Annotated in this window: 15 protein-coding genes; 8 read left to right on the top strand and 7 right to left on the bottom strand. The window is 43.5% G+C overall.

What is annotated here, in order from left to right:
* Nucleotides 1-89 precede the first annotated feature (89 nt).
* The 4 genes from SNE26_RS18740 to SNE26_RS18725 all read left to right on the top strand — a co-directional run bounded on the left by SNE26_RS18740 (nt 90) and on the right by SNE26_RS18725 (nt 5,745).
* The gene (locus SNE26_RS18740) at nt 90-2,033 is read left to right on the top strand and encodes a gliding motility-associated C-terminal domain-containing protein (protein WP_321555438.1); all 1,944 of its coding nucleotides are present in this window, start codon (nt 90-92) and stop codon (nt 2,031-2,033) included.
* A gap of 151 nt (nt 2,034-2,184) precedes the next feature.
* Nucleotides 2,185-2,883, top strand: coding sequence for a hypothetical protein (locus SNE26_RS18735; RefSeq protein WP_321555437.1), 699 nt, complete (start codon nt 2,185-2,187; stop codon nt 2,881-2,883).
* 133 nt (nt 2,884-3,016) lie between these two features.
* On the top strand, nt 3,017-4,396 hold the full coding sequence (locus SNE26_RS18730) for a pitrilysin family protein (protein WP_321555436.1): 1,380 nt from the start codon (nt 3,017-3,019) through the stop codon (nt 4,394-4,396).
* Between the two features lie 17 nt (nt 4,397-4,413).
* Nucleotides 4,414-5,745 carry a pitrilysin family protein gene (locus SNE26_RS18725; protein ID WP_321555435.1) on the top strand — a complete coding sequence of 444 codons (1,332 nt, stop codon included), beginning with the start codon at nt 4,414-4,416 and terminating at the stop codon, nt 5,743-5,745.
* A gap of 89 nt (nt 5,746-5,834) precedes the next feature.
* Here SNE26_RS18725 and SNE26_RS18720 read toward each other — a convergent pair whose 3' ends face one another.
* The 5 genes from SNE26_RS18720 to SNE26_RS18700 form a co-directional block, all read right to left on the bottom strand.
* On the bottom strand, nt 5,835-6,956 hold the full coding sequence (locus tag SNE26_RS18720; RefSeq protein ID WP_321555434.1) for an AI-2E family transporter: 1,122 nt from the start codon (nt 6,954-6,956) through the stop codon (nt 5,835-5,837).
* Nucleotides 6,957-7,087: 131 nt separating this feature from the next.
* Nucleotides 7,088-8,656: a hypothetical protein gene (locus SNE26_RS18715; RefSeq protein WP_321555433.1), complete on the bottom strand. Its 1,569-nt coding sequence runs from the start codon at nt 8,654-8,656 to the stop codon at nt 7,088-7,090.
* Nucleotides 8,653-10,506, bottom strand: a complete 1,854-nt coding sequence (locus SNE26_RS18710; RefSeq protein ID WP_321555432.1) for a glycosyltransferase family 2 protein — start codon at nt 10,504-10,506, stop codon at nt 8,653-8,655. Before SNE26_RS18710 ends, SNE26_RS18715 begins: the two co-directional genes overlap by 4 nt.
* A 184-nt stretch (nt 10,507-10,690) precedes the next feature.
* Nucleotides 10,691-12,778: a cellulose biosynthesis cyclic di-GMP-binding regulatory protein BcsB gene (locus tag SNE26_RS18705; protein WP_321555431.1), complete on the bottom strand. Its 2,088-nt coding sequence runs from the start codon at nt 12,776-12,778 to the stop codon at nt 10,691-10,693.
* An 11-nt stretch (nt 12,779-12,789) separates the two neighbouring features.
* The gene (locus tag SNE26_RS18700; RefSeq protein WP_321555430.1) at nt 12,790-14,136 is read right to left on the bottom strand and encodes a HAMP domain-containing sensor histidine kinase; all 1,347 of its coding nucleotides are present in this window, start codon (nt 14,134-14,136) and stop codon (nt 12,790-12,792) included.
* Between the two features lie 401 nt (nt 14,137-14,537).
* Here SNE26_RS18700 and SNE26_RS18695 point away from each other — a divergent pair, with 401 nt between their 5' ends.
* Both SNE26_RS18695 and SNE26_RS18690 read left to right on the top strand, forming a co-directional pair.
* Nucleotides 14,538-15,062, top strand: coding sequence for a cellulase family glycosylhydrolase (locus SNE26_RS18695; protein ID WP_321555429.1), 525 nt, complete (start codon nt 14,538-14,540; stop codon nt 15,060-15,062).
* A 315-nt stretch (nt 15,063-15,377) separates the two neighbouring features.
* Nucleotides 15,378-16,358 (top strand): acyl-ACP desaturase, encoded by a 981-nt coding sequence (locus SNE26_RS18690; RefSeq protein WP_321555428.1) that lies wholly within the window; start codon nt 15,378-15,380, stop codon nt 16,356-16,358.
* 136 nt (nt 16,359-16,494) lie between these two features.
* Here the strand turns inward: SNE26_RS18690 and SNE26_RS18685 are convergent, their stop codons facing one another.
* A complete protein-coding gene (locus tag SNE26_RS18685) occupies nt 16,495-18,105 on the bottom strand; it encodes a mechanosensitive ion channel family protein (protein WP_321555427.1) in 1,611 nt (536 codons plus the stop codon).
* Between the two features lie 404 nt (nt 18,106-18,509).
* A complete protein-coding gene (locus SNE26_RS18680; RefSeq protein WP_321555426.1) occupies nt 18,510-18,836 on the bottom strand; it encodes a hypothetical protein in 327 nt (108 codons plus the stop codon).
* 59 nt (nt 18,837-18,895) lie between these two features.
* On the opposite strand from SNE26_RS18680, the gene SNE26_RS18675 reads away from it, so the two are divergent.
* Together SNE26_RS18675 and SNE26_RS18670 are read left to right on the top strand one after the other, a co-directional pair.
* A complete protein-coding gene (locus SNE26_RS18675; RefSeq protein ID WP_321555425.1) occupies nt 18,896-19,306 on the top strand; it encodes a hypothetical protein in 411 nt (136 codons plus the stop codon).
* Between the two features lie 67 nt (nt 19,307-19,373).
* The gene (locus SNE26_RS18670) at nt 19,374-20,393 is read left to right on the top strand and encodes an aldo/keto reductase (RefSeq protein WP_321555424.1); all 1,020 of its coding nucleotides are present in this window, start codon (nt 19,374-19,376) and stop codon (nt 20,391-20,393) included.
* The last annotated feature ends 73 nt before the right edge of the window (nt 20,394-20,466 follow it).

Raw genomic sequence — 20,466 nt, 5'->3', positions numbered from 1 at the left:
TATGCTAATTATTAATTGCACTTAATATGGTGTAGATATTAGTAATACTGTATATTTGGTTTACTATTGTGCCTGAACATATCATCAACTTGAACCTTTTACTAAAAAGAGCTGCATTGCTGTTTAGTGTTATACTTTTAACTTTTGTTAAAGTGTATGGACAGCAGTTTTATGCCGCTACCGACCAGGGAATTTTACAGCAAGTAACCATTACATCTAACGGGCCGGTTTCTAAAAATGTTAGCGGCTGTGGGTCGGGTTACTTTTCAATTGCACTTTGGGGAAATAAGATCTATTATACCTCGGCTTTCGGTGGATTGAGTGTAGCTGATATAACCGGAGGTAATGCCCCCCAGGTAACTAATTGCCAGTATTTGGCGTCGGTGCCCCCCGTAAATTCAATGACGGTTGATAAAAACGGGATCCTGTACATGGCCAACTCGAACTCGCTGTACAAACTCGATCCTAAAAATCCTGTGCTTGTTAACCTGGGAATTATGCCGTACGGGGCTTCTGGCGATCTTGTATTCTATAACGATAAGCTATATATGGCAAGTTATAACGGCATTGTTGAAGTTTCCCTCGATGATCTGTCTCAAAGTAAATTAGTTATACCTATTACAGACCGGGTTGTATATGGTTTAACATCGGTAGCTTCCAGGGGGGCCGTAACGGTATATGCTATTGATGTAAACAATAACAGGTCGGAGCTTATAGAGCTCGATCTGAAAAATATGCTCATAAAAGGTACTGCCGGTTCGGTGTCTTATGTTGTTTATGATGCCGGCAGTACTGTTGAAACGGGTGAAATACCGGTAATTAAGCTTCAAAGCATCGATGTAACGCGGGAGTGCAATGTGGTGAATAAAGGGCGGGCCGAAATTATTTGCGCCCCGCATGGGAATCAATATACCTACAAACTTAATACCGGAGAAAGTAACACCACCGGTATTTTCGATAACCTGCCTCCTGGTAATTACAAGGTTACTATTACATCAAATGGCGGTGAAGAGCCTAAAATATCTCCATTTACTATTCCTGATTTTTCGCTACAAGACCCCGTTGTTACTTTTAATACAACAAATCCCGTATGTGATATTGCGGGCTCGATTAAATTGGAAACAAACGCCGATAAAGCGTTGTACCGGGTAAGGTATAACAATGCGCTTTACTCCATTGACCATGTTTTTACAGATTTAATCCCGGGTGTTTACCACTTTTCGGTTTTAACACAAAGCGGCTGTTTGCTTTACGAAAAAGATTGTACCCTTGTACAGGATGTATGCCCGCCAATTGTTGTAAATGACATTGTCATCAAACCCGAATGCGATTTTTACGGCGAAGCAAGTGTCACGGTGCTCACAGCAGATCATCCGGATAATTATACGTACAGCTTAAACGGTATAAGCAATACCACTGGTGTTTTTAACAGGATGCTACCGGGTACCTATCAATTAGTCATAGCTTCATCTGGGGGGGCAAGGATTGAAACACAAGTTATCGTGCCCGATTTTAGTTTGATCAGGCCGTATGTAGCATATACTGCTAAAAACGCAATTTGCACATTAGCCGGGCAGGTAAAGTTTAACGCCTATGTAGAAGGTATAGCGGTCGGCTCTGTTAAGCATGGTAACCAAAATTATACACCCGATGAACCAATAAGGGGCCTTAGCGCCGGCACTAACCATTTTACACTGCTGGATAAGCAAGGTTGTATCATTACCGAATTGGATATTACGATAATGCAGGATCCATGTGAGCCGGTTACGTTTTTTAATACTTTTACACCCAACGGAGATGGTGCAAACGATTTATTCAGGCCTAATCAAAGCAGTAATCCCATAGCGTATAAACTCACCGTTTATAATCGGCTGGGCCAGCAGCTATTTGAGTCGGAAAGTATATATGATGGTTGGAATGGGAATTATAACGGGAAACCCGTGCCTACAGGCGTTTACTACTGGTTGTGCAACTATACCATGGGCGATGGACAAGTTGAAGTTCAAAAAGGGCATGTAACCTTGCTGAGGTAGCTTAAATGTATTTGATTACTTCGGCTTAGCCTGTTTTTCCGTGATCAGTGTCGACGCGTACCGATATTATAACCGGGGCAAAAAATCAGCGAAATCAATGTAATCAAAAATCACCACCCTCAAATTCAAATCAACGGTTTACCTTTGCTACATGATCAAGAATATTTTTCTCTGCTTAATAATCATGCTTGTGGCTTTTGGCTGCGCTAAGAAAAACGTACCGCATTATACCATATCAAGAGTAACCAAATCAGATACTGCCACCCAATTAACCGTTAAAATAGATGGCAGGCTTAAATGGGCCGAACTGCTGAGCATCACCTCACAAATTAAGGCCGACAGCGCGAAGCTGAGCAACCTGCAGCTTAACTTTTTGCTTCCCGGTCATAACGATAAAAGTACCGGTGCTAATACCTTTTATGCTGTAGCCCGCTACCCGCAAGGGGATAAAGTTACTATGCAGGATACCACTAAAGATGCCGATGGCAACACAGTTAGGCTAAATATATTGGGTATCTCGCCCGAAAAAGCAAAATACCTGCTTGGCTTAAATCCTGCCGATCTGGACGGAAAAAATATTATAGGCAGGTTTGTTGATGATAATAATCATACTGTTATTGTTCCGTTTACTGATATGGCAGGCGGTAAAAAAGAGACTTATATTATTGAGCTTGACACCACAGGCACTGTGGTATCCCGTACCATTCCCCTTATGGATAATCGCGATGGCATTGAAAAGCTGCATGTTAGCCAGGCTGGTGATTATATTACCATAAAAGACAGCGTGCTTACCCAATACGCTGCACATGACATGGGGTTGCCTTATAATAGTATTAAAGCTGGTATTTAATTGCCGGTTTGTAAATATGCCAAAATCACCACAGGCTTAATTTCGTGTTAAAAAATTAAGGATAAGCGGTTAAATCATTCACTTGTTTGAGATTATACCGATATATTTATAGTGTTAAAAATATTGTAAATATATGAACCGAAATTTTATCAAAATTTTTGCATTAAGCGTGGCCGCGGTTTTTAGTGCCTGCATGGCTACTGCTCAAACCCGGTTGCCCGAAGGCTACTTCCTTAAAACATTGCCAAACGGCCTGGATGTGCTGGTTATTGAAAACAGCAAAGTGCCTTTAACTACCATTGAAATAGCTGTAAAAAACGGTGCCTATACCGAAGGGCCGGAGTTCAGCGGCCTGTCGCACCTTTTTGAGCACATGTTTTTTAAAGCCAATAAGGATTATCCAACTCAGGAGAAGTTTTTAAAACGTACGCAGGAGCTTGGCGCCATCTGGAATGGCACCACCAATACCGAGCGCGTAAATTACTATTTCACTTTTGACAGAGATAGCCTTAAAGCCGGTTTAAAATTCATGAACGCGGCTATCCGTTTCCCTATTTACCGCGAGGAAGATATGAAGAAGGAGCGCCCTGTGGTTGACGGCGAGTTTCAGCGTGCCGAAAGCGACCCGGGTTTCCAGCTTTGGTACGGTATGCAGCAAAAGCTTTGGGGCGATCTCATCACCCGTAAAAACCCTATCGGTGTCCACGAAGTGATCAACACGGCTACACCCGAAAAAATGATGATCATTAAGGATAAATATTACTTCCCTAACAACAGCTTGCTAACTATTTGCGGCGATGTTAAGCATGATAACGCTTTTGCCCTTGCCGAAAGCATTTTTGGCGACTGGGCCAACAGCGGTTTCGACCCACAAACCAAATTCCCAATCCCGGCATTTAAGCCTTTAACCAAGCCCGAGTATTTTGTTAAGGAAACAACCATTGCCCAAACGCCTTACATGGAGTTTACCTGGCAAGGCCCGTCTTATCCAACAGATTCGGCAGGAACTGTTGCTGCCGATGTGTTTTCGACCATTGTGGGTTTAAACTCGTCTAAATTACAGCAGGCGTTGGTTGACAAAGGTTTGGCCAGCGGTGTTTATGTAAATTATACTACCAGCCGTTATGTGGGCCCTATCGACATATTTGTAGTGCCTAACCCTAATAAGCTGAAAGAATGCTATACCGAACTGATGAACCAGGTAAGCATGTGGAATAAGGCCGACTATTTTACCGACGAGCAAATGGCTACGGCTAAAGCTATCCTGCACCGTAATGATATTCATGCCAAAGAAAAGCCATCATCGCTGCCAAGCCAGATCAGCTACCAGTGGTGCAGCACCTCGTTTAATTTTTATACCGACCTGGATGCCAACTATCAGAAAGTTACCCGGGCCGATATCAAAAAATATCTGGAGACTTACGTAATTGGCAAGCCTTATGCTGCCGGTTTGATCATAGCGCCTGAGTTAAACAAAACAGTAAACGCGGCTTCATTTTTTGCAGCTAAGTAATTTAAAACTACCTCATCATGATGAAAAAATATATAATTGCCCTGCTGGTAGCAGCGGCTATAGGGAATACAGCGAAGGCGCAAAAACAGGCCTATGAAACCACGGTAGATGGTGTAAAGGTTATTGTACAGCCAAGCGGCAACGATATTGTGGAAGTGCAAACCATTATAAAAGGTGGTGTGCAAAACTACCCGGCTACCAAAGCTGGTATCGAATCATTGGCGATGAGCGCCCTTACCGAGTGCGGCACTTTAAAGCACGATAAAAACAGCTTTAAAGATGAACTGGATAAAGTAAGTGCTACCGTTTACGGCAGCAGCAACAAAAACTATTCGGTAGTGCGGATGAACTGCATTAAAGGCGACTTTGATATTGTTTGGCCCCTGTATGTTGAGGCGATAACCCAACCAAAATTTGATGAAAAGGAATTTGCCCGCATTAAACAGGATGCCATCAATAATATTAAACAGGAAGATTCACAGCCCGATAATGCCATTGATAAATATGCCGATAAAGTAGCCTTTGCCGGTACCAACTACGCTAAAGACCCAAGCGGAACCGTAGCTATTGTTACCGCCCTAACCCCTGCCGAAACAAAGGCTTATTATCAGTCGGTACTGACCAAATCTCGCATGGTAATTGTTGTAGTTGCTGATCTTGATCAGGCTGCTATTGAAGCTAAAGTAAAGGGCATGCTGAGTAGTATTAAGCAAGGTGCGGCTTTCGCGTTTAAAAAATCTACTTTCAGGGCCGACAAAAACAGTATCAATGTTGAAAAACGTGATTTGGCTACCAATTATGTAGAAGGTATTGCCAGCGGTCCTGCGGCCGGTACGCCCGATTTTAACGCTTTTAACGTAGCCATGCGCATCTTCTCAAACATGCACTTTTTAGAGGTTCGTACCAATAACGGTTTATCATACGCCCCGCAGGCCTGGTTTAGCGCAGGTCAAACATCAACTGCCAAGTTCTCTGTTTCAACAACAGAGCCTGATAAATACATAGCTGTGTTTGATAAGCTGGTTGATAAAATTAAACGCGAAGGTTTTAAACCCGAGGATGTAGCTGACATGAAGGTTACTTACCTTACTGGTTTCTACTACAAAAATGAAACCAACAGCGCCCAGGCATCATCAATAGCAGCAAACGAAGTATTGCATGATAACTGGAAACGTTCGTTAACCCTGGTTGATGATGTGAAGAAATTAACACCCGATGATGTAAGCAATGCCTTCCGCAAGTACATCAACAATATTGTATGGGTATACCAGGGCGATCCTAAAAAAGTAAACCAATTGCTGTATATCAACGGTACACTCCATAATGGCGACAACCCGGTGATGCACTAATTTTTTTAGGTAAAAGGTTAAAGGCGAAAGGTAAAAGGTAGCGCATCTGTGTTAATCTTTTACCTTTCGCCATTTTTGTTTTTCGGCTTTTACCTTTCACCTTTCGCCTCATCTTCCGGTAACACCGCTTTTTTTCTGGTTTTAGTCCAGCCGGCCCCTTTGGGCCTGGTGGGCACGGTATCGCCAAGCAGCTTGCCCCAGGGTTTGAGGGTGTCAATTCTGTCAAATATGATCTTGAGCACGGCTATGAACGGGATAGAAAGGAACATACCTGATAAGCCCCAAAGCATGTTACCCAATAATACTACTACAATTGACATCAGCGCATTGATCTGCACTTTTGAGGATACAATACGCGGCACCAGGATATTATTATCAATAAACTGGATAACCAGGTAGGCTATGATCACTCCTACCTGTGTAGTGTAACCATCTTTGGTAACTGTTGCCATGAGCACGGGGAGGGATATAGCTATAATGCCTCCAAGGTAAGGCAACAGGTTAAGGATAGCACCTATAACACCTATCAGGATGCCATACTTAACACCCAGTAATACCAGGGCCAGCGAGTTCATGGCAGCAACTATCAGCATTTCGATCAATAAGCCCTGGATATAGCTCTGTATGGCCGATTTGGTTTCTTTCAAAACATCAGCAACCTGCCTGGAGTTTTCTTCAGAAAATACTTCGTAAATGAAATTGAGGAGCAGGGTTTTGTAAAACAATACTAGGAAAACATAAACAGGTACCACAAATATCAACCCGAACGTGCTTAACACGTTACCCAGTGTACGGCCTACCAGTGCCTGGCTGTTATCCATAGCATCTTTAATAAGCTGGTCCTGCTTTTGGATAGGGTAGTTGAAAGTGGCAGCTATCCAGTCTTTAAAGGTAATGAACATCTCACCAAATTTCTTTTTTAACATAGGCAGCGAGTCGCCGAACTGGATGATTTGGGTAGAAAGGAAATAGAACAACCCTGCCAGCAAAATAGCGCCAAGCAGCATAGCCAGGCATATAGCTACTATTTTGGGTACTTTATGTTCCTGTAGCCAGTTGCTTACCGGGTTAAGCAAAATGGCAACAAAAGCGGCAAAGGCAAGCGGGATCATAACATCTGCCAGTTGGGCAAACACATAAACCAATAATATCAATCCAAAAAGTATAACAGTACTTTTAAGGTAAAAGGGGTATTCTTTAACAGCAGGCATAGATGCAGGATTTTACACTGAAAGGAACAAGATAAGCAATTGTTTGCTTTGCAGGTAATTGAGTGAGAGAACGAGGTTGGAACACAAGCGGTAATCAGGTAATTGACACTACTGCTACTGTAAACTGCCAACTACTGCAACGTCACCACTTTATACAAAATCCACCCATCAGTTTCGTAGGCGCGTTTGTAGTTTACACCGCCGTTGAGGCGGCGGATTTCGGGGATGTATTTGTCGCTGAGCTGGGTGTAGCCGGTAAAGGGGTTTTTGGGGGTGGCTACCAGGATATAGTCGTCATATTTATAGGGAGTTTCGATTGCCGATAAAAAGCTGTCGAGTTGGTAGGGCAGGGTTAGTTTTTTAATGTTATTGGTAAAGGCCACAATGGGGTATGATACTGCATCGTCCACGAGGATGTGCGTACCATCGGGCAGGCTGTTGATGTAGGCTGCCATTTCTCTGCTTTCACTTTGATCGGTATTAGGCTGCAGGCTGTTAAGGGTGTTGATGAAGCGGCGCTCGTCGGTTATGAGCGAGTGGGTTAAAAAGGTGTAGCCGGTGTACAATTGCAGCACAATCACAAAGGCAAGGCCCAGTTTAACGGCCAGCTTATTTTTAATGGTATGTACTTTAAATATGATACACAGCAGGGCCACAAATAAAAATATAAGGTAGTACTGGTAGGTGAGAAACAGTTTATCGTACTTAATGTGCAAAAACTCTACAAAGGCAAACAGGGTGAGTACGGTTAGCACGTGGTAAGTACTTTCGCGCAGCAGGTACAGGCCAAATAGTATCAGCGGGCAAAAATAAATAACCCTTAATGATACCAGGATGCTGAGTTCGGGCAGCTGGTAGTTTACGGCGGTAACGGTGGTATCGTAATTCAGCTTGTCGACCAGTACGTTCCAGGTGGCCAGCGGGCTTTCCATAAAGTAGTTGTAGTCGCTGGCGTGGGTTTGGTTAAGCAGCTTGTAGCAAATAAGCGATACCACGGGCAGGATAAACAGGATGATATAAATGGCGAAGGTTTTATTGATAAGTTTACGCCTTAACGATGGACTGTTAAAGCTCATGAACAGCCTGAAAATGGATTCCTTTTCGCCCAAATTAAGGCTGGCCAGCGTGATAGACAGCACCAGCGGAATAAAGAACAGCGTGAGCCAGATGAAGCGGTAATCGCAAAAGATGAGCGTTACCAAACACATACTGGCTATGGATACGTGGAACGTGGTGTTTGAGCGGTAAAACTTAAGCAGGTTAAGGAAAAACAGGTACACAAAGGTTACCACCAGGTAAATGGCTTTGCCCGAGCAGGCCATGTAAATGATACCGGGATGCAGCACAAACAGCACGGCTACCATTATGAGGTAAAAATCGTCCTTAACCCTGATCAGGAACGAGCGCGAAATAACGTAGAAAAAGCCTGCCGTACCAAGTGCCGATGCTATTACGGGTGCCAGGTAACTGTTTATTGTCGAAAAAATAAAGGTGGAGTAAAAAGGCAGCAGTGGGGCGGTTAAGCCCATTACTTTAAGGCGGTTGCCCAGGCCCTCGAACACGATCTTTGTTTTTTCGATATAAAAAAGGCTCTCCTGGTTATAATAGCCTAAGTGGTTAAGGTATATGCCGATAACAAGGTACCAGGCTGCCAGCACCAGGGTAAAAATAAACAGGTATGTACTTTTGGCAATTTTCATTTAATAACGTTTGTGGGGTTATTAACCTTACTTAAACCGTGGTTGGTTTTTTCCCAGTAAAACGGATTGGTAATAAGCTGGTACAGGCCCATATAGGCTGCTACCGAGTGCATAAGCCAGTAAACGGGGTTGGCTATGGCAAACAAAATGAGCTCGAAATAGCGGCGTTTAAATACGGCCATCATATTGATATAGATCATGAGGATGTTGCCCACCATGAGGTTAAATATCGACATGAACAGCACCCAATCCGGAAACAAATTCCTGATGGTTGAAAAATCAAATATGAGATAACAGATAAAGATGATGAGCAGCACCGGGTAAATCAGGAATGTTGCCGATGTGGCGCCGATGAAAAAGTTAAAGCCCAGGAAACCGCGCCAGCCTACTTTACGCCACAGGGCCACGGGGTTGCGCATGTGTACCAGGTAGGTTTGCATGTAGCCCTTGATCCAGCGCGAGCGCTGACGGATCCAGTTCCAGAAATTGTTGTTGGCCTCCTCATAGGTGGTGGAGTTTACGATGGCTACCTTATAGCCTTTGGCATAGGCGCGTACGCCAAGGTCGGCATCTTCGGTTACGTTAAATGGGTCCCAGGCGCCAAGCTCAATCAGCACGTCCATTTTAAAGTGATTGCTGGTGCCGCCAAGCGGGATGGGGATATCCAGCGTATCCAAACCGGGCAGCATATAATCAAACCAGTACGAATACTCGAGGGTGAACATCCGGGTAAGGAAATTCTCGTTGCGGTTAAAGTAGTTGAGCGCGCTTTGGATGCAGATATAATTTTCGGGCAGCTTGTTAAACAGGGCCACCACTTTTTTAAGCTGATCGGTGTCGGGGATATCCTCGGCATCGTAAATGGTGAGGTATTGCCCCCTTGAAAAATGCAGGCCATAATTACAGGCCTTCGGCTTGGTTTTGGGCATATGAAAAGGCACCACAATAACTTCAAACACGGCGGGGAAATCGAGGTTTTTTACAGCGTTTAATGTTTTATCATCATCCTCTTCAATAAGCAGTTTGATATCCAGCTGCTCGCGCGGATAATCGAGGCTTTGCAGGTTCCAGATTAGTTTTTTGATCAGCTTATCTTCCTTGTAAACGGGCAGTAGAATGGTGTATACCGGTAGCTCATCGTTTACAATAACCCGCAGATCGTTTTTGGTAACGGCCTGGTGCAGTTCGAACCGCGAACCAACCAGCGCCAGGAACAGCTTAAAGATAATAGCCACCAAAAAAAACGAACTGATAACCAGGTTAATGCCAATAGATACGGTTTTAAAATTGAGGAACAGGCCAACGGCCGTAAGGCCCCACAAAATAAATATAAAAGCAAGCTGCGGCGCGGTGAACGTTGTTGAGGCCGAGCTTTTAGGGTCGCGCTTAAGGAGTTCGAAAACCGATGCCTTAACATATTTTTGCCCGGTAAGCTTGTGGCTTAACCAGGTGATCTCCAAATCGGATGCTACGATAACTTCGGGTTCCAGGTCATAAGTAAATCTTACAAAATCAAGGAAGAGGGTGTTGCTTGGGTCGGCCATGATGGTAACCACCTTATTGTTTTCGATGCGCAGGGGCAGGCCCAGCTGGTCGTTGGCAAACTTAAGGTCAACCTGGTCGAGGATCTTTTGGTCAAAGGCTTCGTTGCGGATTTCGGCAAACTGATAGCCTGCGTTGCCTAATGAGCGTTCATAGTTTTTGCGGGAAACATAGCCGAAGTTGAGAGCTATTTTAAGGTATGACATACCCGATCTTTCCGAAAAAGCATGGATCTTTTCCTGGCCGGCCAGCGAAATAAACCCGTCGGCAACCAAAATATCAGGAATTGAAATACTCAATGTATCCATATTAGGTGTTTTAAAAGCTGAAAGAACCTCACCCCCCGCCCTCTCCAAAGGAGAGGGAGCTTTTTTTTAGTTCTCTCCAAAGGAGAGGATTTTAGCTTCATTTTTCTTAAAACCCTCTCCTTTGGAGAAGACTTAACTTCATTTTTCTTAAAACCCTCTCCTTTGGAGAGGGCAGGGTGAGGTATTAATCGTTAAACAGATCCTGCGATTTTTGAACTTTTGAACGAACATATAGGAACGAAAGCAGGATCAGGATCAGGATGCCTAACAAAATGTACAGGTTATAGCTGTCCCAGAAACGGGTAAGGCCGCTCTTGGTATCAATGTACTCCAGGTTTTCGCTCGATTTGTTGATGTTGAACAGGTATTTATTAGAGTTAACATCAGAGATACAAACGTTGCTTGATAGGGTTGAAAGCTGCTCGGTAATGGATTTGGATACCGACAGGAAAGCTTCGGAAACATGCGTGCCTGTAGCAGTAAGCACCAGGGTAGCATTGTTGCTTACGCCGTAAAAGATTTGCGCCAGGCCGTTTGATACCGTATCCGAAAGCTCATAAACCGGTCTGTTATTATCGGTATTATACAGCCTGAAGTTGCGGTCAAATTGGATGGGGGCATCGCGAAATTCCTTAAGCACTTTATCATCTTTTGATAGCAGGGCTATGATATTGTATTGCTTCAGGTCAGTTGGCTTCAAATCTTTTGAGTAAACAAACTCGGGGAAGTTATTGGCGTTGATGTTATTGTTAAGCTCATAAATGATCTCGCCCATAGCACCGGCAGCATATTTGGCATATTGCTCGCTTACTACAATTTTGGTAGTGCCGTTGTTAAAGGCCTCGGGATACTGGTAAAAGCTCAGGTCGCTGGTGATGAAAGGGTTTTTTGATTCGAGGTATGATTTGTCAACGTCAACCTCGGCAAAAAAGTTGGTGAAGCTATTGCGGCAGTTGCCGTTGGTAGGGTAAAACCTGAATTCGGCCTCCAGCGTATTGTATTTGTGGTGCTGGTAACGGTTAATGGTAATAGAGCTGTTCAGCTTGCCCGATGCATCCAGCTTTTCGCTGCTGATGAGCAAACCATTAAGGTATATGTTGAAGAAACCGCGGTCGCCGGGGGCAAGGCCGCTGTAATTGGCAATAAAACGGATCTCCACCTCTTTAGGGGTGAAACTGAAATCACTGTTTTTAAAGCTGTAAGCGCTCTTTAACGAACCAATGCCCGATAGGAAGTCGCTCACGCCGCCAATTTGCTTTAAGGACAGCTTTGAGCGGTTTTCATCGATGGTTTTAAAGAAGGTGTTCTCGGCCTTGTTGATCAGCAGGTAATCGCCATAGGTTGAGTTAAGGATGTTCATGTTACCGAGGGCGGTAATAGCCTTTTCATAGCCTGTATCATCGCCGCCGGTAACAAACAGTACCTCTTTAGGTGATTGCTCCTGTGTTACGGTTTTTACGGGCACAAGCCGGCCTTTTACATCAACCATGTGCACAATGGTATCTGTGAGCAGGCTTACTGATTTATGCAGGTAAAATAAGCCCTGCGCATTTTGCGGGGTAACTTTTACCAACGCGCGAGCATCGGCAGGTAATTTATCAATGGCACCTACCCTGATGTAGTTACGGACGCTGTCGGGCAGTTTGCTTTCTTCATAAACGGCAATTGAACGGGTTTGGGTCTTTTTTAACCTTGAATAAGCCCAGGCTACAGCCTTAAGGTCATGCAGGCTTGGGTTTGATGGATAAACGATAGCTTTTTTTGAATCGAAGCAGTTGCTGATATTTACGTTATCAAAAAAGTTTTTATTGCTTTTAACCAGCGATAAGTATGAGTAGTTTTTGATCTTTAACCACATAGCCGGGTTATCGAGGTCTTTACACTCATCATCAGTAATGGTAAGCAGTGTTTTGATCTGCACCTTCAGGAATTTGTCGGCAGTCAGATCGGCGCGGCTCAGGTTAAGGGTGATCTTCTGGATTGAATCGGGCCCCAAACGGCTGCTGTATGCCGGTTTGTTGTTAATAACCAGGTTAATGTATGAATGCGATTTTATCAATGCCTGCGATGGTTCAAAAAATAAAACCAGTTTACTGCCATTCATTTCAATCAAAGGGGTGATCTTGAAGTAAAATGAAATAGCACCGCTCATGCCGTATACCACGTCATCCTCATGGCCGTAGGCTTTAAAGGATGCAATGCTGTTGCCCTGAGCCTGCGAAGCCGTGCTGAATAATAGGATAAAGGCTAATAAGGTAAAAAACTTATTCATTGATATAAATATTAATTTATTACGTAAAATTCTACTCTGAAATAATTGCCGTTGTCATCGCTGCGGTAGCTGAGCTCGCCGCCCATTTCCTTTGTCATCAGTTTGGCAATTGATAAGCCAAGGCCTAAACGGCTTTCGGTAACACCCGATGTATCGTTAAGTGTTTTAAGCTTGTTAAACATCATTTCCAGCTCCTGCTGGCCTATGGCTATACCTTCGTCAATAATTTCGAAAACAAACCGCTGGCGCTGTAAGCTGGTTACTACCTTAATGCTGTTATTGGTTTGCGAAAACTTAATGGCGTTTGATAACAGGTTCTGAAACACCTGGCCTGCAAATACTTTATCGAGCCTTACGTTGAGGGGCAGCTTCAGGATATTATCAACCAGGTGGATGTTTTTCATGAGGGCTGTTTCATACAGGCCTCTAAAAACATGCATCACTTCAACGTTGATATCAAAGATCTCCATATTGAATTTCATATCCGGCGATTCGATCTCCTTAACATCCATCAGCTTATTAAGCATATACTGCATCTTGTCGGCCGATTCGGAGATATAGCCCACAAATTCTTTCTGATCGGTACTGAGCCTGAAATCCTCTTCCTTGATCATGTTATTGCTCATTACAATAGAGCCGATGAGGTTTTTAAGGTCGTGCCCGGCAATGTTGATAAAGCTGTTCTTTTGGTTGTCGAGCTTGCGTAGCTGCTCATACTGGAGGTCGATGAGGTTGTTTTTTTCATTGATATCCTTATTTTGCTGTTTAAGCTGCTCGTTTGATTTTTCGATCATGATCTGTGCGCGTACTTCACGCTGGATCACCTTATAACGGGCCCCGGGTATTAAACAGGAGATTCCCGCGATGATAAAAAAGATCTGCCCGCCGTTGCTTAAAACCAGGTCGAGGTTGTATTCGCTTAGCAGGTTAAAGAAAATGGCAAGCAGCAATAGGGCCATTAAGGTTTGGATGATGGAGTTTAAGGGCTCCCAAAACACCTGGAGGTTAAAAAACAATAGAGTGGTAGCAAACAGCATAAAGTAAATAGTCAGGAACTGAATGTTTACCAGGTTGCATAATATAGCGGCCGTTACCGAAAGCATAAAAAAACTGATATGCAATAATATGCGGTAACTAAATTGTTTATGCTGAAAATAACTGAACAGGCCGTATATAATAAGGATAGTTATAATGCGGATAATAAAGAACTGCAGCCAGTAGTTTGTAGCGTAAATAAAATCAACGATACTAAAAAGAGGGTACAGAAATATAATTGTCCAGATTATATTATTGGTTTGATACCATGCTTTTTTGGAGGTCTCTCTAATTAATTCTTCGTTGGTAATTTGAACAAACATTATTTGTTATCTTGAATTGTAATTAAAAATTAAGGCCGCTGTTTAAATTAATTCCGTTAAATATTGATAGACAAAAATATTCGTTATACGATAATTCAAACAGGTTTGTTGTTACTGCTGCTAACAGTAATCATTACTGTTGCAAAAAGCCGTCCAATTCCCCGGCAAGTTCGGGCACCCGCTTTTAAACAGGCCCAAAGTTTAAACAAGGGCATCAGTATTTCATGGCCTGAGCAAACCCGGAACGAAAGCTCACTGGCCCAAAACGCCATTTAAAAATCCGATTTTATGCTGCTCAAAAAGTTGGGGTTTAAAAGTACAATGCTATCGTGGCTTTTACTTCCTTTGGTCCTTAAAATAACAGCGCAGCTGTTTACCTTTATAGATAAAGTTGTTAAGCAATGCGATATTACGGATTGAGGCAGGTGATAGATTATCATTATGGCAGGTTAAGCGACAATAATTATCTCACAGAAACACCGCAAATAATTGATTTGTGGCTAAAATTAGCTAAAAAGTATAAAAGCACAAGTTATTATAACCTGTTTTTTGAGGTGTATAATGAGCCGTCCCATATTAACCCCAAAGTGTGGAAAGATGCCGCATATAATATTGCTACGGCTACCCGTAAAGTTGATAGGCAACGAACCCTGGTAGCAGGTGCATCAAACTATAGCAGCATCTACGAGCTAAGCAGGTTTGAAAGGCCTGCCGATGATAATATCATTTATACTTTTCACTCCTACGAGCCTTTCTTTTTTACCCATCAGGGGGCAGCCGGGTGGGTGGCCAGGTTGCAACCACCGGGGTATCATTTCCATACAATGCGGAAAATTTTCCTGCACTTAATCAAAAAGCAAAAAATACCTCCGGCAAAAGCAACTACAGTATGTAACGCGCGATGGCAACGAACAATCCATAAATGATAAACTGCAAATTGTAAAAAAACGGGCTCTGAAATATGATGGGCTATCATTTGCGGTGAGTACGGCGTTTACAATAAATATGCCGATGCGGATAATCGTTGCCGTTATATCAAGGCTGTTCGCCATGCTTTAAAAAAGCTTGATATCCCAGGCATGATTTGGGATTATAACAGTAATTTTTCGCTGTTTAATGGTACGCCGGCGATGGAGAATTTGCCCTTGAGTATGAGGGAAGCAATTAGCCCAATCACAGTGAAATTTTAAAACATTATGTTACAAATTTAGTTACCTTTGCTGATTAACATACCTGTTTTTATGGAATTTTTTGTAGAAAAGCGCAGAGAAGTAATGGTGCACATTGAAAAGTTCATGTTAGAAAAAATACATGAATATTTAAAGCCCATTGATACCATCTGGCAGCCATCTGATTTTTTGCCCGATTCTTCCAGAGAATCATTTTTCAGCGAAATTAAAGAACTACAGGAAAGTGCCGCAGGTTTATCCTACGACCTGATTGCCGTTTTAATTGGTGATACCATTACCGAGGAGGCTTTGCCAACTTATGAATCGTGGTTAACCATGGTGCAGGGTGTATCAGACGATGAAGAGGGCGGCTGGATGAAATGGACCCGCCACTGGACCGGTGAAGAAAACCGTCATGGCGACCTGCTTAATAAATACCTGTATCTATCGGGCCGTGTTAATATGCGCATGATGGAGATCTCGACCCAATACCTGATAGCCGATGGGTTTGATATCGGTACCGGCCATGATCCTTACCGTAACTTTATATATACTTCTTTCCAGGAGCTGGCAACCAATGTATCGCACCGTCGTGTTGCCTCACAGGCCAAGAAATACGGCGATCCGCTGCTTTCGAAAATGTGCGGTGTTATCGCATCAGATGAAGCACGTCACGCTAAAGCTTACAAATATTTTATCGAAAAAATATTTGAGGTAGATCCGAGCGAGGCCATGGTAGCTTTTGAGGATATGATGCGCAAAAAGATCGTAATGCCTGCCCACTTCCTGCGTGAGGTTGGTTTAAAGGTTGGTCAAACTTTTGGCCACTTTACCGATGCTGCCCAGCGTTTGGGTATTTACACGGCTATCGACTATGTTGATATCCTGAAAGAGCTTTTGACCGACTGGCATATCGAAAGTATAACCGGTTTGGACGAAGCCGGCGAAAAGGCCCGCGATTATGTTGTGAACCTTCCGGCCCGCTTACTGCGTGTAGCCGAACGCATGAAAAACCCAATGCTTGAGTATAAGTTTACCTGGATTAACGGTTGATTTTTAAATAAGGTTTATATCAGAGCGTCATTGCGAGGTACGAAGCAATCGCGAACTGTACAGAGCGGATCTGCAAATCGGAGATTGCTTCGTACCTCGCAATGACGCTTTTTTTATCAGCGTAATTCAATTCGCGTTATTCTTCCCGCTCTATCTTATACCCCGGCTTTTTATACCCATCAGCTACATAGTTTTCAGGGATCTGGATATGGCTTCCATCGCGCACAGCTGTAAAATGCGGTGACATGATCTCCATGCCTGCTTCATTAAATTTATCCTGTATGTTTTGGTACAGTGCTGAATAGATTACGGCCATTTTGCCGGGCTGATCGGTATAAGCGTTGATCTGGTAACTCACATTAAAATCATTCAAAGCGGTTTGCAGTACAAATGGTTTTGGATTGGCAAGGATCCCGTCTGTTGCTTCGGCAGCGTTAATGAGCAGGTTATGAATGGTTTCCCATGGGGCATCATAGCCAATAGTGACACTGGTGTTCAGTATCAAACCCAAAGTTTTTGACGATGAGGTATAGTTAACCGTAGCACCGCTTAAAATGGTAGCGTTGGGGACAGTTACGTCTTCGTTTTTAATGGTGCGTACGCGTGTAACCAGCAGGTTTTTCTCAATTACATCACCCGTAATTTCACCAACCTTTATGCGGTCGCCAATTTTAAAGGGGCGCATATAGGTGAGCACAATGCCCGATACCATATTGGCAATAGCCGATGACGAGCCCAGCGAAAACAGCACGCCTATAAACACTGTAACCCCCTGGAATACTTTGGATTGAGAGCCAGGTAGATAAGGAAATATCACCACAAACATAAATGCGTACATCAGCACACGAATGATGTTATAAGTTGGGATAGCCCATTCAGGATAAAAGCCTTTTAAAGCGATAGCCCCGTTAGCTATTTCGTTAGCTATAAATTTTACCAGTTTTACAATGTACCGGGTAACCAAATAAATAACCGTTATGGTAAGCAGGTTGGGTATAAAGCGAACAATGGCCAGCAGGATGCTTTTCAACGGGTCGACCACAAAGCCGATCAACTGTGTGGCAATAGGCTGCGAAGAAGGGAAAATATAAAACAATACCGGCAAAGCCAGGTAAACCAGCAGCAGGATAATGAGTAACCGGCCAACATTGATAAGCCCGCTGATAAAAGGAAGCAGGCGTGAGGCATAGGCTACAGGCGCCCCTTTGGCCGCCAGTTTTTCGACGCGGTGTTCCCAGCCCAGTATAATTTTTAATTTTATCCACCTAAAACCCTTGTTAACAACCCAGATCAGTAAAATCAGTAAAATAATAACCGCCACAGCTTCGAGCACGTTGGTGATTAATTGTTTAGGGCTGTTGCTTTCAAAAACATTGCCCAGCTTATTTTTTAGTATCGCCAGATAACTTGCTGCCAGTTGTGGCCGGTTCAGTTCGGAATAAGAAGCATCGGTATTATTAACGCCCATGATCATCTGCCCGTTGTAAGTTATTATCGATACGGAGGTATCGTTTTTAAGTGTTAACGAATCCGGGTTAAAATCTATCCGGCTCATCAGGGCCTCAATACGCCTGGTAACAATCCCGGCACGTTCTTTAGGATCAAACAATCCCTGCGGGGCGTAAAATTTAAACAGGGTATCCCGGTTAATGATCACCGGTTCGCCCTTTTTTTCAGGAAGTTTTTGTGCCTGTGTAGTAAATGCAGCAAACAGGAAAAGGATAAGCAAGCTATAAATTTTAGGCATAGGGATGTTTTTCTGTTAAAGCTAAAAAATATTTGGCGGAAATAAGAAGCTGTTTAAAGTTGATGAATATCGTTTACAGGTAGATAAAACTTCATTGCCGTTGGTTTTAACCAACGGAATAATGAGTAGCGATAAAAGGGCTTCAGCCCAAATCGGCTTGCATAATTGGGGCTAAAGCCAGGACTTTTTAGCTTTTTACCGTTGGTTAAAACCAACGGCAATGAATATATTGCATTTTTAAACTGCTTAATGCTTTAGAACTATCGGCTATTTAACAAATGGAACAGAAATCATGTCCTTGCGAACGAAGCAACCGCACATGAATAGCGCTTTGTATAACAAGCGATTGCTTCTTCGTTTCTCTTCGCAACGATATTATTCTTTAGTAAATCAAAGCTTTTTACTTACCCCTCCTGCACCAAATCGGTACCAAGGTTATCGGCAATTTTGCTGAAAAGATCGTTCAGGATCGACTCGACAGTGAGGGAATTTACATCATCAACATAATGTTCATTACGGGTGATCCAAAGCTCGTTACCGTTAATTGCAATGCTGAACAGCGCGCCTTCATAAACAGCAGGCAACGAAATTTCAACTGCCTCACCTTTGCGTTCAATCGTGAAATTTAACTCGCTTTTCCGTTGTTCCTGAAACAATGGGTTAAGTTTTTCGTGCAGTAACAGGTATAGCTGGTTAAGGTCGGTATCGGTATGGAGGGTGATGATTTTCATAATTTGGTATATTAGCGATGTATTATTAGTACAAAGTTGAAGGAAGGATTGTTTGAAAGATGATTATATCAGGGATACCAGGGAAAAATCTAAAAAAGAGTGTTTTACTGTTTCTGTTGGTTACCTGCGCATCCCTTGCCCGGGCACAGCAGGCAACACACCGCGATAGTGTTATCAAAGCCGCCCGCGTCGATGCCAAAAACTTCAGGCTGGACGATGCTACCTGGAAAAAGTATCACCATAAATTGCCATATACTTCCGACTATTTTAAACCACAAGCTTCTGGCTTAAAAGATACAACTTTGCTCAGCGATTCGGTATATGTCGATGCATATCGGCAGGCTGCCTTTAAAAGAAACAAGCATAGGCATACGCCATGGCATTATGTATTGGTTGGCGGAGGTATAGCTGCTGGCCTGGTGGTGGTTGCGGTGGCAGGGATCATTATATTTATTGCGCCGACGATGTGATAGGCGGGCGGATTTATCCCGCTAATATTCCGATAACATAGATTTTTAAATACAAACATCACCATATATGAACTACAAATTATTAGGCCGCTCGGGCCTTAAAGTTTCCGAATTATGCCTGGGTGCTATGGGCTTCGGTACAGAAGGCGGCTGGGGCGCCGAAAAGGATGCCAGCTTTGCCATTATGGATGCCTTTGCCGATGCGGGTGGCAATTTCATTGATACAGCCAATGTGTACAAGCTGGGTACCAGCGAGAAGATCATCGGTGAGTACCTGAGCAATCGTGACCGCGATTATTTTGTGTTGGCTACCAAATACACGCTGAAGGATAATACCACCAATCCTAATGCATCGGGCAATAACCGCAAAAACATGATGCGGAGTGTTGAAGAAAGCCTTAAACGCCTTAAAACTGATTTTATTGATGTGCTGTACCTGCATATTTGGGATAATATTACGCCAATTGACGAGGTATTGCGCGGGTTGGACGACCTGATCAAGCAAGGCAAGGTAGCCTACGCCGCCATCAGTGATACACCCGCCTGGGTAGTATCAAAAGGGAACACCCTTGCCGAGCTGATGGGCTGGAGCCAGTTCATCGCTTTACAGGTGGAGTATAGCCTGCTGGCCCGCACCGCCGAGCGCGAGCTGATCCCGATGGCAAAACATTATGGAATGACGGTTACCCCCTGGGCCCCGCTGGCCGGTGGTGCTTTGACAGGCAAATACCTCCGTGGCGAACAGGGACGTGTAAAACCCGAAAGCAATCGCCGTAACAACAGGGCACAAAGCATTACCGAAGCGGTTGTTGCCATTGCCGCCGAATTAGGTGTATCCGAAAGTCATGTTGCCCTGCAATGGATGATGGACAGGGATTTCAGTTGTATCCCCATTGTAGGTGCTACCAAAATTGATCAGCTAAATGATAACCTGAAAGCAATAGATACAAAATTAACCCCCGAACATTTTAAAAAGCTTAACGAAGTAAGCGCGATTGAGTTAGGTTTCCCCGGCGATTTTTTTAATGAGGATGCCGTGAAAATGAACAGTTTTGGTGGGTTTTATGATAGGGTTGAAAAAAGGTAGCGTTCATTTTATAATAAAACGAATTGTCATTTCGATTGAGCGGGGGATGGCCTGTGGGGTGGTGCGAGAGGAG

The sequence above is a fragment of the Mucilaginibacter sp. cycad4 genome (assembly GCF_034263275.1).
GTDB lineage: Bacteria > Bacteroidota > Bacteroidia > Sphingobacteriales > Sphingobacteriaceae > Mucilaginibacter.
This window is presented reverse-complemented; position numbering and strand designations above follow the sequence as displayed.

Coding starts and splice junctions, on each gene's coding strand:
- SNE26_RS18735 (WP_321555437.1), top strand. CDS start 2,185: ATGATCAAGAATATTTTTCTCTGCTTAATAATCATGCTTGTGGCTTTT.
- SNE26_RS18730 (WP_321555436.1), top strand. CDS start 3,017: ATGAACCGAAATTTTATCAAAATTTTTGCATTAAGCGTGGCCGCGGTT.
- SNE26_RS18725 (WP_321555435.1), top strand. CDS start 4,414: ATGATGAAAAAATATATAATTGCCCTGCTGGTAGCAGCGGCTATAGGG.
- SNE26_RS18720 (WP_321555434.1), bottom strand. CDS start 6,956: ATGCCTGCTGTTAAAGAATACCCCTTTTACCTTAAAAGTACTGTTATA.
- SNE26_RS18715 (WP_321555433.1), bottom strand. CDS start 8,656: ATGAAAATTGCCAAAAGTACATACCTGTTTATTTTTACCCTGGTGCTG.
- SNE26_RS18710 (WP_321555432.1), bottom strand. CDS start 10,506: ATGGATACATTGAGTATTTCAATTCCTGATATTTTGGTTGCCGACGGG.
- SNE26_RS18705 (WP_321555431.1), bottom strand. CDS start 12,778: ATGAATAAGTTTTTTACCTTATTAGCCTTTATCCTATTATTCAGCACG.
- SNE26_RS18700 (WP_321555430.1), bottom strand. CDS start 14,136: ATGTTTGTTCAAATTACCAACGAAGAATTAATTAGAGAGACCTCCAAA.
- SNE26_RS18695 (WP_321555429.1), top strand. CDS start 14,538: ATGCGATATTACGGATTGAGGCAGGTGATAGATTATCATTATGGCAGG.
- SNE26_RS18690 (WP_321555428.1), top strand. CDS start 15,378: ATGGAATTTTTTGTAGAAAAGCGCAGAGAAGTAATGGTGCACATTGAA.
- SNE26_RS18685 (WP_321555427.1), bottom strand. CDS start 18,105: ATGCCTAAAATTTATAGCTTGCTTATCCTTTTCCTGTTTGCTGCATTT.
- SNE26_RS18680 (WP_321555426.1), bottom strand. CDS start 18,836: ATGAAAATCATCACCCTCCATACCGATACCGACCTTAACCAGCTATAC.
- SNE26_RS18675 (WP_321555425.1), top strand. CDS start 18,896: ATGATTATATCAGGGATACCAGGGAAAAATCTAAAAAAGAGTGTTTTA.
- SNE26_RS18670 (WP_321555424.1), top strand. CDS start 19,374: ATGAACTACAAATTATTAGGCCGCTCGGGCCTTAAAGTTTCCGAATTA.